Origin of the sequence: Bradyrhizobium sp. AZCC 1693, from assembly GCF_036924745.1 — a bacterium.
GTDB lineage: Bacteria > Pseudomonadota > Alphaproteobacteria > Rhizobiales > Xanthobacteraceae > Bradyrhizobium.
In genome coordinates this window covers 2,300,536-2,316,659 of the sequence record NZ_JAZHSD010000001.1, presented here as the reverse complement: position 1 = coordinate 2,316,659, position 16,124 = coordinate 2,300,536, and the positions used below count along the sequence as shown (strand labels likewise).

The following is a 16,124-nucleotide window of genomic DNA, read 5'->3' as shown; positions in this document are numbered from 1 at the left end:
AGGCGATGTTCAGGACTGCTTGAGGCGTCTCCGCTCGCGAAGCCGCGCAGCTCTTTCGAGGGCGTCATCGATCGGGCCGCGGTAGATGCGCTTGTTGTTCAGGTCGCGATCGCCAGCCTGGTGCAACGCGAGCCACGCGGTTTGCCGTTCGCGGTAAGCGAAGGCGGCAGCCATCCAGCCGTTGAGGAGGCGCTTCAGGCGCGCGGGCGAGACGAGAGGGCTGGCGACGGGGCTTGGGCGGATCCTCGCGCTGGGCTGCATGGCGGCCTCGTGCGGCAACAAGCCTTCTGACGAAACATCCGCCTTGGTGGGATTGAGCAACAGGCCGGTCATGGCCATCTCCTACAATTGTACGATGATTGACCCGTCTGTAGATTGAGCAGCCTGTTCCAGCTTGACGAATTTCTTGAGAAGACCTTTGTTTTTCCTCCGGAAGCGACTGTTTTTGCTTGGTTTGGAGTTTTTTTCGGTTGTTCGCAGCGTCGGGCCGCTGCCGCATCCCGGCTGTCCGCTGCAGCCTGCTGACGTTCGATCCGTTGAAGCAGGATTTGGCAGAGTAGCGTCGGAGCTTTCTCCGACAGATGCCGGCTGACTGACGGCAAAAAGTCCCTTAGCCGGGATGAGCGCAGCGATATCCGGGACGGTGTTGATATCTGGCACGCTGTTAGAGTGGCCCCGGATATCGCTGCGCTCTCCGGGCTACAAGAAATCCTCAACGACGGACCTCAGGATGATAAGGGTAAAAAAATGAGGCGATATGAGTACGGAATTACCCCTGAAATCCAGCCTCCGGACGCCGCTTTTGACGTATTGATGGCCGCCGGTCCGTGCTATTTCTGGCTAACGGGCGACCGCTTTGGCCACCACGCTTCCTGGAACCATCTCGTTGATCGACAAGCTTGAACTTCTGCTGGCGCTCGCCAAGGAACGGCATTTCGGACGGGCCGCAGAGGCCTGCGGCGTCACCCAGCCGACCATGTCGACCAGCCTCAAGCAGCTGGAAGAAATACTCGGCGTCATGCTGGTGCAGCGCGGCTCCCGCTTTCAGGGTTTTACGCCGGAGGGCGAACGCACGCTCGACTGGGCGCGGCGGATCGTCGGCGACACCCGCGCGATGCGGCAGGAGATCAACAGCCTCAAGGACAAGCTTTCCGGCGAAATCCGGATCGCCGCGATCCCGACCGTGCTCGGCATGGTGGCGTCGCTGACGACGCCGTATCGCGCGCGCTATCCCGACGTGCGCTTTCGTATCCAGTCCTGCACGTCGGCCGACGTGCTCGGCCTGTTGGAAAATCTCGAGGTCGATGCCGGGCTGACCTATATCGAGAACGAACCGATCGGCAAGGTTCGCACCATTCCGCTCTACAACGAGAGCTACCGCCTGCTGACGGCGCCCGATGCCATGTTCGGCGATCGCAAGCAGGTCACCTGGAAGGAAGTAGGCCAGGTGCCGCTGTGCTTGCTGACGCCGGACATGCAGAACCGCCGCATCATCGATCGCGCGCTGGCGTCAGTCGGAGCCGAGGCCACGCCGACGCTGACCTCGAACTCGCTGGTGGTCCTCTATACGCATGTGAAGACCGGGCGCTGGGCGAGCGTGATGCCGGCCAAACTCGCGGAGACCCTGGGCTTGGCGGACTCCGTGCGCAGCATTCCAATCGTCGATCCCGTCGTCGACTACAGCGTCGGGCTGGTGATCCCGCAGCGCGATCCGATGACACCCCTGATCGCGGCGCTGGTGCAGGTCGCGCGTGAAGTGGCGCCGAGCCTGGAGTAGATCAGCCAGCGGCCTAATAGCTCGCGGGCATCAGCCGCAGACGCGGGTAGAGGCGGTCGATTGCGGCCATGTCGCTGCGCATCTGCTCGATGATCCAGTCGCGGATCTCGCTGACGACAGGCCGGATCGACCGGTCATGCGGGTGCACCAGTTCGCAAAGCCGCCGTGTCGTGCTGAGCGTTTCCGAGGCCGGGACCAGAGCGCCGGTCAGCAGCCAATGGGCTGCGACCGTGAGCCAGCCGAGCGCAATGCCCTGGCCGAGCAGCGCCGCCTGCACCACCACCGCATAGTCGGAAAAACTCAACGACTTGGCGGGCCCGGAATCGTTTGGTGAGAAAGGATGGATACTCCGCAGCCCAATCGCCCGGCGTATCGGCGAGGCGGATGATGGTGTTGGCCTCGATCGGTCCATCCGCGCTGTCCGCGTCACGATAGGCCGGGCTGCAGATCGGCAGCATGACCTCCTTCATCACCAGCGCGCCATTCCGCGCCGGATCGTATCGGTCGCGAAACCGCATGCCGAGATCGACATTGTCGACTGGCCCGCGCAGCGGACCGGAAATAAGCTGGAAGCGGAGATCGACGGTCGGAAACTGGCGCTGCAGCTTGTCGATGCGGGGCATCAGCCAATGGGTGGTAAACGCCGAGGAGACCGAGAGCGTGACCGTCTCGGTGCCCTTGCGCCGGCGGTCGATCTCGATCAGGCCGCCTTCGATGCTGCGGAATCCATCCGATACGTGGCGATAGAGGATCTCGCCTTCTTCCGTCAGGGCCGCGCGGCCATTGGTCCGGTCGAACAGGCGAACGCCGAGATAGTCCTCGAACTGTCCGAGCATTCGGCTTACCGCGGGCTGGGTGACGTTCAGTTCGGCCGCCGCCGCCGTGAAGCTGCCGTTACGCGCGGCGGCATCAAAGACGAACAGCGCGTGGCTCGAGGGCAGTTTCCGCCGGAGATCGGGCATAACCTGATGTTATGATGCTGGTGAGAATTTGGCAATTGCCCCTGCCGGCCAACTCTGGTTGGCTTGCACGATAGCCCGCAAGCACGGGCAGGATTGAAAATCCGGCGCGGCGGGGACGGCCTTGGGAGCCGCCCTGAAGTGCCCGGTCTATAAGACGAGATCATGCCGGTTTCAACCGTCGCTTGCGCCATCGCAGGTGACGTCGATGGCGCGCATCGGTGCACGCCCTCGGCAACGCAACGGGGTCGATCATTGGACCAGGGCGGAGAGAGCGTCGACATCAGGGCCGCGAGCAAGAACTATGACGCTGTCCGGGCGCTGGACAACGTCACCCTGAACGTTGCGCCGCGCGAATTCGTCTCCCTGCTTGGGCCGTCCGGATCCGGCAAGACCACGCTGCTTGGCATCCTGGGCGGCTTCATTCAGCCATCGTCGGGCTCGATCCATTTTGGCGACCGCGACGTGACGTTCCTGCCGCCGCACAAGCGTGACATCGGCGTGGTGTTCCAGAACTACGCGCTGTTCCCGCACATGAGCGTCGGCGAGAACGTCGCCTTTCCGCTACGCGCGCGACGGATTGCAAAGGCGGATTGGCCGGCGAGGGTGCGCGCCGCGCTCGCGATGGTCGGGCTGTCGGGCTACGAGACCCGCGGCATCGCCCAGCTCTCCGGTGGCCAGCGCCAGCGCGTGGCGCTGGCGCGCGCCATGATCTTCGAACCGCGCCTGATCCTGATGGACGAGCCGCTGTCGGCGCTCGACAAGCAGTTGCGGGAAGCGATGCAGATCGAACTGCGCGAGCTGCACAAGCGGATCGGCGCCACCATCATCTACGTCACCCACGACCAGCGCGAGGCGCTGACGATGAGCGACCGCGTGGCGATCCTCAGAGATGGGCGATTGGTCCAGATCGATCGCCCGGAACGGCTGCACGATTATCCCGCCGACTCCTTCGTGGCGAGTTTCATCGGCGAGGCGAGCCTGTTGCCGGTCCGGCGCGTCGACGCCTGCAGCGTGGCGCTCGGGCCAGCTGTCCTGAAGAGCGCGCGCGCGATTCCGGATAGCGAGGCGCTGATGCTGGCGGTGCACAGCGAGAAGCTCCTGATTGCGGACGGCATGGCGGATGCCGCGCTCAACCGCCTGACCGGCAAGGTCACCGACATCGTCTATCAGGGCGAAAGCCTTCGCGTGTTCCTGCAACTGGCCGACGGCACGTCCTTGAGCCTGCGTCAGCCCAGCCATTACCAGGCTTCGCGCCTGTTACCGCCTGTTGGCGGCGATCTCACCGTGACGCTCCATCCCGAAGACACCATCGTCGTGCCCAAAGCGCAGGAAAAGGCGAACGAAAAGGCGCGGGAATGAATGCCCCGTCAAACCCGAGTGCAACACCAGACCAACCAGAACAAGAGATGAAAATGTCCTATGAAAGCTTCAAGGTTCTCACCTTCGACGTCGTCGGCACCTTGATCGATTTCGAAGCCGGCGTGCTCGATGCCGTGCGCAAGATCTCCGGCCGAAAGCCGGCCGAGCTCAGCGACGATCAGATCTTTGCGTCCTACAAGCGCGGCCGCGACGCTCATCCGGAGCGGTCGAGCGAAGTGATGTTCCATGTCTACCGCTACCTCGCCAAGGAGCTGGGACTGCCGGCCGACGATGCCGCATGCGACGCCTTCCAGCTCGCCGTGCTGCGCTGGCAGCCGTTTTCGGATTCGGTCGAGGCGCTGAAGCGCTTACGCACCAAATTCCGGTTGGTCGCCATGACCAACGCGGATCGCGTCGCGCTGTCATGCTATGCCCACGCGCTCGACAATCCCTTCCACGACACCATCTGCGCCGACGACACCGGGGTTGCCAAACCCAATCCGGAATTCTTCGCCTACAACAAGGGCCGGCAGTCGGCGTTCGGCTACAAGCAGTCCGAAATTTTGCACGTGGCGCAGAGCCAGCATCACGACATCGGTATCGCTCGCAAGCTTGGCTACAAGGTCTGCTGGATCGAGCGGCGCCAGGGCATGAAGGGCTTTGGCGGCACGCCTGAGGTGCCGCAGCTCACAAAACCCGATTTCCATTTCGCCACGATGAAGGCGTTCGCCGACGCCGCGGTTGGAAGCTGAGACGGGCAGGGCGGCTGACATGGCAGAGCTTTGGACCCCAATGGCACCGGCCGCCTCGCTCTGGGCGGACACGGCGGAGCCGTTGCCCGCCTTTCCGAAGCTTGCCGGCGAGGCAAAGGCCGATGTCGTCATCATCGGCGCGGGCTATACGGGGCTGTCGGCCGCGCACCACATCGTGAAGAGCGGCCTTTCGCCGGTCGTACTCGAAGCCAATCATCCCGGCTGGGGCGCGAGCGGCCGCAATGGTGGTGTCATCACCGCCAAGTTCCGCCTCTCGTTCCGCGACATCGACGCCGTCCACGGCCGCGCCATGGCCCGGCGCATGTACGAGATCGCGCATGAGTCCGTCGAGATGGTCGACGAGCTGGTGTCCGAATTCGGCATCGCGAGCGCGCGGCTGACGCGCAGCGGGCAGGTCAAGGCCGCGCATAACGATGCGACGCTGCGGGCCGCGGTCGACGAAGCCGCCTGGATGACGCGCGAGATGCGAGACACCGAGGTCAGGATACTCGACCCGCACCAGGTGCGCGACGAGACGGGCTCGCAAGTCTTTGTCGGCGGGATTCTCAATCCCGGCTCCGGCGGCATCCATCCGCTGAACTATCTGCGGGGCCTCGCCAAAGGCGTGGCGCAACGCGGCGTTCCGGTCTTTCAGGAAAGCCCGGTGATCGCGTTGCGTCGCGACGGCGACGGTGTCGTGGCGGAAACGCCTGACGGCGTCGTGCGGGCCCGCCAGGCGATCATCGCCACCAACAGCTATTCCGATTTGACGTCCGCCACGGCGCGCGTGCAGCGGACGCTGGTGCCGTTCCGCAGCGCTCTCATCGCCACCGAAAAATTGTCGCCGAACCTCGCCGGCAGCCTGATGCCGACGGGGCGCACCTACACCGAGACCAAGCGCATGATGCGCTGGTTCCGCAAGGTTGACGACCGCGTCATCTTCGGCGGACGCGGCGCCTTCGGCAAGCAGGACTCCGAAAGCGCCTTCGATGCGCTGCGCAAGGCAATGGTCGGCATCTTCCCGGAGCTTGCGGATATTCCGCTCGCGTTCAAATGGTCGGGCCTTGTCGCGATGACGCTCGATTCCGTGCCGCATGTCGGCCGCATCGATGATCGCACGCTTTATTCGGTTGGCTACAACGGCGCCGGCGTCGCGATGTCGAGCCTGATGGGCCGCTACCTCGCGGCCCTCGTGCGCGGGGAGAAAGTCGATCTCGGCCTGCTCGATGCTGGCCGTCTCAAGACTATTCCATTCTATGCGTTCCGCGAACCGGCCGTCCGCGCGGTGGCCGGCTGGTATCAATTTCTGGATGCGATCGGGCGTTAGGAGTTCCGGGCCCGATCATAACAAGAGGGGTTGAACATGATGATTGTATCTTGCTGCCGGCGTGCACTGCTCGGCGTTTCCCTTGGCTTTTCCTTGGGCGCCTTCGCGACACTGTCGGCGCTTCCGGCCAACGCGGAGCAGATCACCTTCGTTTCCCAGGGCGGCGCCTACCAGAAAGCGCAAACCATCGCGATCCTTGATCCATCAGCCAAGAAGCTCGGCATCACCATCAACCAGGACAGCATCCCCGACGCCTGGCCCGCGATCAAATCCCAGGTCGCCAGCGGCAAGCCGACCTGGGACGTGGTCGACGTGCCGACCGGCTATTGCCTGCGCGGCGGCGAGCAGGGACTGCTCGAGAAACTCGATTTCTCGAAATTGCCAAACGGCGCCGCGATGCCCGAGGCCTATCGTTCCCCTTATTCGGTGGCCTACGAGTTCTATTCGAGCGTGCTCGCCTACAGTCAGAAGAAATTCGCGGCGGGCGCGGCGCCCAATAGCTGGGCCGATTTTTGGGACGTGAAGAAATTCCCGGGCCGCCGCGCGCTGCGCAATCACCCGATCGCCACGCTCGAGGCGGCGCTGATGGCCGACGGTGTCGCGCCCGACAAGCTCTATCCGCTTGACGTCGATAGGGCTTTCAAAAAGCTTGAGGAGATCAAGCCGAACATCACGGTGTGGTGGACCTCAGGGGCGCAATCGGCGCAGCTCCTCAATGACGGGGAAGTCGACATGGTGATGGCCTGGAATGGCCGCGTCAGCGCGCTGACCAAGGAAGGCGCCAAGGTCGATTTCACTTACAATCAGGGCATCCTGCAGAGCACCTCGCTCTGCATCCTCAAGGACGCGCCCAATCTCGCGACCGCGGTCCGCTTTCTCAACGAGGCGGTCGATCCGATCCACCAGGCCAACCTGCCGCTGCATATCGACTACGGCCCGGCCAATCCGAAGGCGTTCGACACCGGCGTCATCAAGCCGGAGCGTGCCGCGCAACTGCCGAGCGCGCCCGAAAACGCAGCGAAGCAGGCGCTGATGTCCTACGCCTGGTGGTCGTCGCCGGCCGGCGAGGCTGCGGAAAAACGCTGGGTCGGCTTCATGCAGAAATAGCTGACAGTGAGCAGCCCCGTGCAGGACCTCTCGGTACTCCACCAACGTCGCGAGCAGCGCCTGATGCTGGCGCTGGCGCTGCCGGCGCTGCTGGTGATCCTGCTGCTGGTGGTGCTGCCGGTCGGCTGGCTTGCCTGGCAGTCGGTCTATCACAACGGTTTTACGCTGGAGAATTATCGCCGGATCTGGAGCGAGGACATCTACTGGCGCAGTTTCGCCCTGACATTTGAAATCAGCCTGCTGGTGACGCTGCTGGCGCTGCTGCTCGGCTATCCCATCGCCTATGCGGCGAGCGTCGCGCCAAAAAGGTGGGGCATCGTCATCCTGGCGCTGGTGGTGCTGCCGTTCTGGACCAGCGTGCTGGTCCGCGCCTATGCCTGGCTCGCACTGTTGCAACGGACCGGCGTCATCAACCAGCTGCTGCGCCAGTTCGGCGTGATCGACGAGCCGCTCGCGCTGGTCCACAACAGTTTCGGCACCGTCGTTGCGACCCTGCACATCCTGCTGCCGTTCATGGTGCTGCCGCTCTACGCCACCATGCAGCAGATCCCGCGCGATCTGATGCAGGCCGGCGCCAGTCTCGGCGCCGGTCCGATGCTCACCTTCTGGCGGATATTTCTGCCGCTGTCGCTGCCCGGGGTGCTCGCGGGAAGTACGCTGGTCTTCGTGCTCAGCCTCGGCTTCTACATCACGCCGGAACTGCTCGGAGGCGGCCGCACCATCATGATATCGATGCTGGTCAGCCGCAATGTCGAACTCTACGACCAGTGGGGCGCCGCCAGCGCCGTCGGCGTGGTGCTGCTGGTCGCGGTCGGCGCGATCTTCTTCGCCGTCAGCCGCTTCATTCCGCTCGATCGCGTGTTGGGGCAAAAATGACGATGTCCCGTCCATTCCGCATTGCCCTGGCCGTGACCTGCGCGCTGGTGCTGCTCTATCTCATCCTGCCGATCCTGATCATCGCGCCGATGTCGTTCTCGGCCGCGCGCTACCTGAGCTTTCCGCCGCCGTCGTTGTCGCTGCGCTGGTATCAGGAATATGTCGGCAATTCGGCCTGGATGCAGGCAACCCGCGTGACGCTGACGGTTGCGGTGCTCACCGTGGTGATTGCGACCCCGCTCGGCGTTGCCGCGGCCTACGCGATCAGCCAGTCGAAGTGGCGCATCATGCGGCTGATCCACATGACCCTGCTGCTGCCGCTGGTGGTGCCGATCATCATCACCGCGGTCGGGATCTTCTTCGTCTACGCCAAGGTCGGCCTGGCTGCGACCATGACCGGCCTCGTGCTCGCCAATGTCATGCTCGGTCTGCCCTATGTCGTCATCTCGGTCGCGGCGGGGCTGCAGAGTTTTGATGCCACGCAGGAGATGGTGGCGCGCAGCCTGGGCATGAACAGGCTGCGCAGCTTCTTCGTGGTGACGCTGCCGCAGATCAAGGCCAGCGTGATCGCAGGCGGCATCTTCGCATTCATCTCGGCGATGGACGAGACCATCGTCGCACTGTTCATTTCCGGCGGCCAGTATCAGCCGCTGACCAAGCGGATGTTCACCGCGCTCCGCGACGAGATCGACCCGACGATTGCGGCCATCAGCACGCTGATGACCGCGGTCTCGTTCATGCTGGTGCTGGTGGCGACCAGCCGGTCGAAGAAGGGCGCGTGAGCGCCAAATCAGGCGGCGACCTGGCTCTTTGCCTCGATTGAACGCGCGTCACGCGGCAGCGTGATCCGGACGACGGTGCCGGTGCCGAGCTTGGAGCGCAGCCGCATCGTTCCACCATGCAGGCTGGTCAGCGACCGCGCGATGGCAAGGCCAAGGCCCGAGCCCTGGTAGGTCTTGGTGAGCTGGCTCTCGACCTGTTCGAACGGCTTGCCCAGCCGCCGCAGCGAGGCGGGCGCGATGCCGATGCCGGTATCGGCGATCATCAGCACGATCGAGTTGGGCAGCACGTGGCTGCGCACGGTTATGTTGCCGTCGTCGGGGGTGAACTTTACGGCATTGGACAACAGATTGACGAAGATCTGCTTGACCGCGCGGCGGTCGGCCGTCACGGAAATGGTGCTTTCGATATCGGCGTCCAGCGTCAAATGCTTGTCCTCGGCGCGCCCCGACACCACGCGCAGCGATTCCGCCAGTATCCTCGACAGGTCGAGCTGCTCCATGTCGAGCTTCATGCGGCCCGCCTCGATCTTCGACATGTCGAGGATGTCGTTGATGACTTCGAGCAGGTATTTTCCCGATGTCAGGATGTCGTGGCAGTACTCCTGATACTTGTCGGAACCGAGCACGCCGAACATGCCGCTGCCCATGATCTCGGAGAAGCCGATGATGGCGTTCAGCGGCGTACGCAGTTCGTGGCTCATATTGGCCAGGAATTTGGACTTCGCCTGGTTGGCTTCCTCGGCGCGATTCTTTTCCTGCGAGTATTTTTCGGCGAGGTCGGCAAGCTCGGCCTGCGAGCGCTTCAGATCGATCACGTTGGCGCGCAGGCGGGCGTCATTTTCGATCAGCTTCTGCTCGTGCTCCTTGATGCGGGTGATGTCGGTGCCGACCGAGACGTAGCCGCCGTCCTTGGTGCGGCGTTCGGAGATGTGCAGCCAGCTTCCGTCGTCGAGCTGCGCTTCGAAGGTGCGGGCTCCCGGCGCTGGCGCGCCGGTCTCCTGCAGCCTGGTGCGCACTTCCGGCATGCTGCCGACCTCGATCACGGTCTCGTAGGAGGTGCCGGGGGTCACCGCCGTATCCGGCAGTTTGTGCAGGCGTTGGAAGTGCGAGTTGCAGAGCACGAGGCGGTCTTCCGCGTCCCACAGCACGAAGGCTTCCGGAATGGTCTCGATCGCGTCGCGCAGCCTGAGATCGGCCTCCACGGTCTTCTCGGCGAGGCTCTTCTGTTCGGTGATGTCGACCGCAATGCCGATCAAATGCAGGCCGCCATCGGCCGAGGTGTGGCTGAGCTCGCAGCGCACGCGCAGCCAGATCCAGTGGCCGCCGGTGTGCTGCATGCGGAAGGTCTGGTCGATATGGTCGAGTTGGCCTGCGATCATCTGGTCGGCGATCGCAAACAGGTCGATGTCGTCGGATTTCACCAGCGCGTTGACTTCGCCGAAGGTGAGGAGGTCGTTGCGGGAGTCGAGGCCGAGCATCGTGAACATCGACGCCGACCAGAAGATCCTGCCGCGGGAGAGGTCCCAGTCCCACAATCCGCAGCGGCCGCGGTTGAGCGCGGTGTCGATCCGGCCGCGCACCGCGTCGTTGATCAGATCACCCTCGCGGGCGCGCGTCGACTGCCAGTGGAAGGCGAAGCCGAGGATCAGCACGACGAAGCCCGTGGTGGCCGACAGCGTCACCGACAAGGCGGCATCCGAGCCCCACAGCGGCTCGTTCTTTTCCTGGATGACGATGACCTGGCCCGGCAGCGATTTGATCAGCCGCGAGATCGCCATCGCGCCGTTGCCGTTCGGCAGCGTCATATCGCTGAGGACGCCCTGCTGACCGGGGCTGGTGAGCAGTTGCGCCGTGCTGATGATGTCGAGGATGCGATCGCTGTCGCCAAGGCTGCCTTCGACCGGGACGCGGGCCAGAATCCGGTGATCGGAGCCGGTGATGATGATATGGCGGCCGCTGGCCACACCCCAGGCCGGAATCAGGTCGGGCAGCAGGCTCTGCAGCCGCTCGATGTTGGCGGCGCGGTCCTGCCGGACGGCGCCAAGCCGGTCGAGGCGTTCGGCCAGCAGGTCCGTCAGCGCGGAGAGGTCGCGCTTCATGGCGGCGCGTTTTTGCCGGCTCTGGTCGATCACCTGCACGAAGGCGCCGAGGCAGATGGTGATGAGGAAGGCAATGATGAGCGTCGGCACGGCGCGACGAAGCGCCGGCTCTGCGGTGAGCAGCCGGTGATAGGCAGGTTTTGCGATCGATTGCGCCAATCCCTTGATCGAATCGGATTGGACACATGCGTTCGCCGCATGCGCACGCGCCATGCTTTAGACCCCCGCCGAAGGCTCTTTTGCACACTGTCCGGAAGGCACCCCACGTCATTCCGAATCATAGCGATTTGAATCCAGTTTTTCGGGGCTGTCGAGAGTCAACAATTCGTTAATTCGAAATAAATGTTGTCCAACGCGAAATAATGGCGGCGAAGCGAGTCCGAAAGGAGAACGCGCTGCCTCGATCTGAACTGCAGCAGCGCATGTTCGATGCGCTGTAGTCGGGCACGACGCACTGAGAGTTCCGCTCACCACCGATAACTCGCGACACTCTTTCCGGCATAGGAGCGAGTGACGGCGGAGAACCCGCCTTCGAATGTCGCAGCGAGTGCGAAGCCGTTCAACCATTTCAATTCCGCCGCAGCCGTCGTCAGCACCGCGTCATGCGCCCCGGCTGCGCCGTTGACCACAAAACTTGCGCCGGGCAAGGCCTGGAACGTCGCCGAGGCTGCAGTGAGCGGGTTGAAATCATGTGCCCAGGCGACGCGGCCGCGCAAGGTCAGCAGCGCATCGTTCACGGCAAACGATTTGTCGCTGCGCAATCCGAGTTCGGTGCGCGGCGCGGTCGCATCCTTCGCCTGATAGGACAATGCAAAGGCATTGGTGCCGGAGACTACCGTTTCGGCATAGGCGGGAAGGCGGGTCAAGGTTACCTGCGCCGCGGCGTAAGGCGTCAGGCCGAGGCCGCCGACCCATGGTGCGACATAACGATTGCCGCCTTCGACACGGCCGGCGAAGGTGTCGGCGACAAAGCGCGCGCGCAACTGGCCGATGCCCTGGATCGTTACGGTGCGATCCGTCGTGACGTCATGCCAGCCATAGGCCGCGGCTGCGCTGACATAGGCGGAGCCAGCCGTGTGCTTGATGAATGCGCCGGCCTGGAACAGGTCGGTTCGCCCGCTGCCGCCGGAGGCGACGTTGAAGCCGGTGCCGCCGCCGGCCAGCGCAAAGCCTGCGACCGTCGCCGGTGACAGCCGGTAGTCGGCGCCGGCCGCCACGCCAAAAATTCGGCTGGTGGTGGTGCTGGATCCGGTGACCGCGTTACCGTCGGTGATCTGGCCGCCGCCAAAGGCAGATGCCCATGTCCTCCAGCGCGGTTCGAATGCACCGCCCGTACCGCGCAGGCGGATTTCGGCATAGGCGTTCATGACATCGCCCTCTTCGGCGAATGCCATCGCGCTCGATGGGCCGAGGCGGTCGGCGGCAGAAACATCTGTCATCGCGGTCATGAATTGCGCCGCCGCCATCATCATGGTCGGATGCACCGCGGTGGCGATCGGGCCGGACGCCTGTGTCAGGCCGGCCGGCGTCAGCGCGCCATAGACCGACGGAATGCTGCCGTTGCGGTTGAAGTAGTTGGCCAGCGAATTGGCGACGTTTGTTTGGTTGCCATTGAGGTCGGTGTTGGCCGGGCTGAAGGACAGGGCGAGATTGAGATAGGCGTTATTGCCATCGTAGCTGAGGGTCGGCTTGAACGCGGTCGGCAGGTTGCTGCTCACCAGCGCGCCGAAGGTGCCGCTGATGCCGCCGGTGGCGTTGACAATGGTGTACTGCTTGGCGACGGCGGCGCTTCCCGTAGAGACAAAGGACAGGTTGACCGTCGCGCCTGACAGCGCTGCCGTTCCCGTGACATTGACGCGGTCGGCGTTGGTCGAGGAGATCTCGACCATGTAAGACGATGCAGCGGTGAACGCCAAGCTGCCATTCACGGTCAACAGGCCGATCGAATTGCCGGGCGCCAGCTTGCCGCCGTTGAGGGTGGTGTCGCCGACGGTGCCGTTGCCGCCGAGCGTGCCGCCGGCATTCACCGTTACGGCCGACTGGGCGATGGAGCCGTTCACCGACAGCGTGCCGCCATCGATCACGGTTGCCCCCGTATAGGTGTTGGTCGCGGTCAGGATGGTGGTGCCGGCTTCGACGCGCACCGTTCCCGTGCCGGTGCCGCTGCTGGTGATGGCCGGGGCGAAGATGTAGTTCGCGGCGGTATGGTTGAACACGATCTGGCCGGTGCCATTGCCGAAATCGACCGAGACCGTGTAGAGCGTGCCGGGCGCGGCGGCTGCCTGACCGGCGGCGGCGCCGATATTCAGCGTGCCAGTCGAGCCGGTTTTATTGGCGATGGACAGGGCCGAAGCCGACACGGCGCCGCCGTTGCGAATGGTGAGCGTGCCGGCACCGAAATAGCCGACGTAGAGATTGCCGCCATTGGTCCAGGTCGAGCCGACGCCATCGACTGTCGCGGTGCTGGTCGAGGTGAAAGAGAGGCCGATATAGCCGGTGACGTTGCTCAACGTGCCGCTGTTGCGGACGGTCAGCGTGCCGTTGCCGTCGTAACCGAGAAAGAAATCGCCGGCAGTCGTCCAGGCTGAGCCGGCGCCATCCACCGTCGCGGCGCCGGTCGAGCCGGGATCAAGGGCGACAAAGCCCCAGTCACTGCTCACCTTGCCGCCGTTCCGGATGTTCAGAGTGCCGTTGCCGGCGTAGCCGACAATCAAATCCGAGCTGTTGGTCCAGGTCGAGCCGCCGCCGTCGACGGTCGCGGTGCTGGTCGAGGTGGAATAGCGGCCGACAAAGCCGACGACGTTGCCCACCGCGCCGCCGTTGCTGACGGTCAGCGTGCCGTTGCCGTTGTGACCGACATAGAAGTCGCTGCTATTGGTCCAGCTCGACCCGGCGCCGTCGACGATCGCGGTCCCCGTCGAGCCGGCATTATCGCCAATGATGCCCAGGGTATTGTTCACGGTGCCGCCGGTCTGGATGGTCAACGCGCCGGTGGCGGAAACGCCGACTCTGAGACCGGTCGACTGCGCGCCGGCAGCCCCGACCACCGTCGCGTTAGGCGTGACCGTGTCGATCCTCGTGCTGGTCGTGTTGTCTGGAACGATGGCCGACCAGTTGCCGACGCTGAACCAGTCGGTCGAGGCGGAGCCGTTCCAAAATTCGACGGCGCGCGATAGCGTCGTCGATGCCAGCACCATTCCGAGCGCGACGGATGTTGCCGTGAGGCCGTGCTGAAATTGCCAACCGGAGAAATTCGCCATGCGTCCGATGCGGTTCCATTGCTGGAACCCGGATATGGCTCGATTCGAGCTAACCAATCCTTAACCATACCGGCCGGCCGCGGCGGCCGTCCGCGCATTAGTACGGATGAGGCAAGCCCCTGATCCGCTTTGGGATCACGGGACAGCTCGCGCGGCAACGCGCTACGCGCGCGGCGGTTCGGCATGACTGATCACGCGCTTGATGGTCGGAAACGCACGGCGCAGCGCGCGCTCGATCTCGTCGACGTTCTCGTGCACCTTGATGACGCTCATCGACGGCGCGGCGCGGCAGTGGAAATTAACGACTTCGCCCGCGTCAGTGTCGCGCACCCGCACATTATGGATGTCATGGATCGCGCCATGGCCGGCAAAGCGCGTCAGCGCGGCCTTGATGGTCTCGACGCGCTCGGGGGCGGCGTCGGTGCCGTGCGGCAGTTCCGGCTCGAGCGGTTCGATGTGGGTGTCGACCTCGACGTCCTCGCCAAAATCCTCGCGGATGTTGCGCTCCAGCACGCGGGTAACCTCGTGGGCCGCCGCCAGCTCCATGTCGGCGTCGACCTCGAGGTCGATGCCGACGATCAGCTTCTCGCCGAGATCGTGCACGGTGACATGGTGGATGGCGAGGCCGGAATTGCGGGCGATCACCATGATGCGCTCGCGCACGCTCTCATTGTTGCGGGCGACCGGCACCGCGGTGAAGGTGAGGTCGGCGTCGCCGAGCGCTTCAGTGACCGCTGCCTGCGCGGTCTTCTTGATCGCCTCGACCCGATCGATCGGGTAGGTGCGCGGCACCTTGGCGATGGCGTCGATGAAATGCGTCGGCCCGACCATGCGAACCCGCAGGCGCTCGACGCCGACCACGCCGGGCACCGCGCGGATCGCGGCGACGGCCTTTTCCGAAGCGCCCTCCGGCGCACGATCGAGCAGGGTTTCGACGGTGGAACGCCCGAGCCGCAGGCCGAGGATCGATATCATCACGGCAACGGCGATGGCGGCGACGGAGTCGCCCCAGAGATAGCCGAGCCCGGTCAGCACGAGGCCAACGATGACCGCGATGGAGCCGAGCACGTCGGAAGCGAAATGCAGCGCGTCCGCCGCCAGCGCCTGGCTTCGGGTCTGCCGCGCCGTGCGATGCAGCGCCCGCGCGCGCCAGAAATTCACCGCGATATCGATCACCAGCACCACGAAGGGAATGGCCGAGAGCGTCGGCGGGGCGGCACCCTCGCGCAGGCGGCTCCAGGATTCGACCAGGATGCCGCCGGCCAGCACGTAGAGCAGGGCGATGACAAACAGCGCCGACAGGCTCTCGAACTTGCCGTGGCCGTAATGATGTTCCTTGTCGGCCGGCTGGTCGGAGACCCGCACCACCAGCCAGGTGATGACGGTCGCGATTACGTCGACGGAGGAGTGCAGGGCCTCGGAGATCAGCGCGAGCGAGCCGATCGCGATGCCGACGGCGAATTTCGCCGCAGCCATGCCGGCGCTGGCCAAGATCGAGATCGCCGCGACGTTGGTCTTGATGGTGGGGGTATGACTCATGGGCGGCGGTTTAGCAGGGCATTGTCCAACATTAAAGCCGATGGTCGGAGGCGCAATCGCCACTCACTTGCAGGAGCGATTTGTTGCGAGTTGTTCTGAGTTGAAGGACCGTTATTCTGGGCTAAGGGACCGTCATTGCGAGCGAGGCGAAGATCCATTCGCCACACAACGGATCGTCATACCTGCGGAGGCGGGTATCCAGTACGCCGCGTCTTATCGGTTCAATCACCGCTGCCTCTGGAATACTGGATCGTCCGCCGGAGCCTGTCATCGGGCGCGCATTC

Annotated in this window: 12 protein-coding genes and 1 pseudogene; 7 read left to right on the top strand and 6 right to left on the bottom strand. The window is 64.2% G+C overall.

The annotated features are described in order from the left end of the window. Positions 1-9 precede the first annotated feature (9 nt). Positions 10-333, bottom strand: coding sequence for a hypothetical protein (locus tag V1293_RS11320; RefSeq protein ID WP_334509423.1), 324 nt, complete (start codon positions 331-333; stop codon positions 10-12). 553 nt (positions 334-886) lie between these two features. Here V1293_RS11320 and V1293_RS11315 point away from each other — a divergent pair. Next, on the top strand, positions 887-1,777 hold the full coding sequence (locus V1293_RS11315) for a LysR family transcriptional regulator (protein ID WP_334509420.1): 891 nt from the start codon (positions 887-889) through the stop codon (positions 1,775-1,777). Positions 1,778-1,790: 13 nt separating this feature from the next. Here the strand turns inward: V1293_RS11315 and V1293_RS11310 are convergent, their stop codons facing one another. Continuing rightward, entirely contained in the window at positions 1,791-2,081 is a 291-nt protein-coding gene (locus tag V1293_RS11310) for a LysR substrate-binding domain-containing protein (RefSeq protein WP_334509418.1), read from the bottom strand. A gap of 166 nt (positions 2,082-2,247) precedes the next feature. Next, positions 2,248-2,739: pseudogene (locus tag V1293_RS11305) on the bottom strand (LysR family transcriptional regulator); the annotation flags it as partial. Between the two features lie 252 nt (positions 2,740-2,991). Here V1293_RS11305 and V1293_RS11300 point away from each other — a divergent pair. From V1293_RS11300 to V1293_RS11275, 6 genes are all read left to right on the top strand, one after another. Next, positions 2,992-4,098 carry an ABC transporter ATP-binding protein gene (locus V1293_RS11300; RefSeq protein WP_334509415.1) on the top strand — a complete coding sequence of 369 codons (1,107 nt, stop codon included), beginning with the start codon at positions 2,992-2,994 and terminating at the stop codon, positions 4,096-4,098. A 53-nt stretch (positions 4,099-4,151) separates the two neighbouring features. Then, a complete protein-coding gene (locus tag V1293_RS11295; protein ID WP_334509413.1) occupies positions 4,152-4,850 on the top strand; it encodes an HAD family hydrolase in 699 nt (232 codons plus the stop codon). A gap of 19 nt (positions 4,851-4,869) precedes the next feature. After that, positions 4,870-6,177 carry an NAD(P)/FAD-dependent oxidoreductase gene (locus V1293_RS11290; protein ID WP_334509412.1) on the top strand — a complete coding sequence of 436 codons (1,308 nt, stop codon included), beginning with the start codon at positions 4,870-4,872 and terminating at the stop codon, positions 6,175-6,177. A gap of 36 nt (positions 6,178-6,213) precedes the next feature. Continuing rightward, positions 6,214-7,284 carry an ABC transporter substrate-binding protein gene (locus V1293_RS11285; RefSeq protein WP_334509411.1) on the top strand — a complete coding sequence of 357 codons (1,071 nt, stop codon included), beginning with the start codon at positions 6,214-6,216 and terminating at the stop codon, positions 7,282-7,284. A gap of 63 nt (positions 7,285-7,347) precedes the next feature. After that, positions 7,348-8,160, top strand: coding sequence for an ABC transporter permease (locus tag V1293_RS11280; RefSeq protein WP_334516698.1), 813 nt, complete (start codon positions 7,348-7,350; stop codon positions 8,158-8,160). Then, positions 8,157-8,942: an ABC transporter permease gene (locus tag V1293_RS11275; protein WP_334509409.1), complete on the top strand. Its 786-nt coding sequence runs from the start codon at positions 8,157-8,159 to the stop codon at positions 8,940-8,942. Before V1293_RS11280 ends, V1293_RS11275 begins: the two co-directional genes overlap by 4 nt. Positions 8,943-8,950: 8 nt before the next feature. Here the strand turns inward: V1293_RS11275 and V1293_RS11270 are convergent, their stop codons facing one another. The 3 genes from V1293_RS11270 to V1293_RS11260 all read right to left on the bottom strand — a co-directional run bounded on the left by V1293_RS11270 (position 8,951) and on the right by V1293_RS11260 (position 15,840). Next, positions 8,951-11,254, bottom strand: coding sequence for a PAS domain-containing sensor histidine kinase (locus V1293_RS11270; RefSeq protein WP_334509407.1), 2,304 nt, complete (start codon positions 11,252-11,254; stop codon positions 8,951-8,953). A 254-nt stretch (positions 11,255-11,508) separates the two neighbouring features. Next, entirely contained in the window at positions 11,509-14,301 is a 2,793-nt protein-coding gene (locus V1293_RS11265) for an autotransporter outer membrane beta-barrel domain-containing protein (RefSeq protein ID WP_334509405.1), read from the bottom strand. 162 nt (positions 14,302-14,463) lie between these two features. Next, positions 14,464-15,840 carry a cation-efflux pump gene (locus V1293_RS11260; protein ID WP_334509403.1) on the bottom strand — a complete coding sequence of 459 codons (1,377 nt, stop codon included), beginning with the start codon at positions 15,838-15,840 and terminating at the stop codon, positions 14,464-14,466. Positions 15,841-16,124: the final 284 nt, after the last annotated feature.

What these genes read in the sequence shown, in the direction of transcription:
- V1293_RS11280 (WP_334516698.1), top strand. Translation starts at nt 7,348, where the DNA reads ATGCTGGCGCTGGCGCTGCCGGCGCTGCTGGTGATCCTGCTGCTGGTG.
- V1293_RS11275 (WP_334509409.1), top strand. Translation starts at nt 8,157, where the DNA reads ATGACGATGTCCCGTCCATTCCGCATTGCCCTGGCCGTGACCTGCGCG.
- V1293_RS11295 (WP_334509413.1), top strand. Translation starts at nt 4,152, where the DNA reads ATGTCCTATGAAAGCTTCAAGGTTCTCACCTTCGACGTCGTCGGCACC.
- V1293_RS11265 (WP_334509405.1), bottom strand. Translation starts at nt 14,301, where the DNA reads ATGGCGAATTTCTCCGGTTGGCAATTTCAGCACGGCCTCACGGCAACA.
- V1293_RS11260 (WP_334509403.1), bottom strand. Translation starts at nt 15,840, where the DNA reads ATGAGTCATACCCCCACCATCAAGACCAACGTCGCGGCGATCTCGATC.
- V1293_RS11290 (WP_334509412.1), top strand. Translation starts at nt 4,870, where the DNA reads ATGGCAGAGCTTTGGACCCCAATGGCACCGGCCGCCTCGCTCTGGGCG.
- V1293_RS11320 (WP_334509423.1), bottom strand. Translation starts at nt 333, where the DNA reads ATGACCGGCCTGTTGCTCAATCCCACCAAGGCGGATGTTTCGTCAGAA.
- V1293_RS11285 (WP_334509411.1), top strand. Translation starts at nt 6,214, where the DNA reads ATGATGATTGTATCTTGCTGCCGGCGTGCACTGCTCGGCGTTTCCCTT.
- V1293_RS11270 (WP_334509407.1), bottom strand. Translation starts at nt 11,254, where the DNA reads ATGGCGCGTGCGCATGCGGCGAACGCATGTGTCCAATCCGATTCGATC.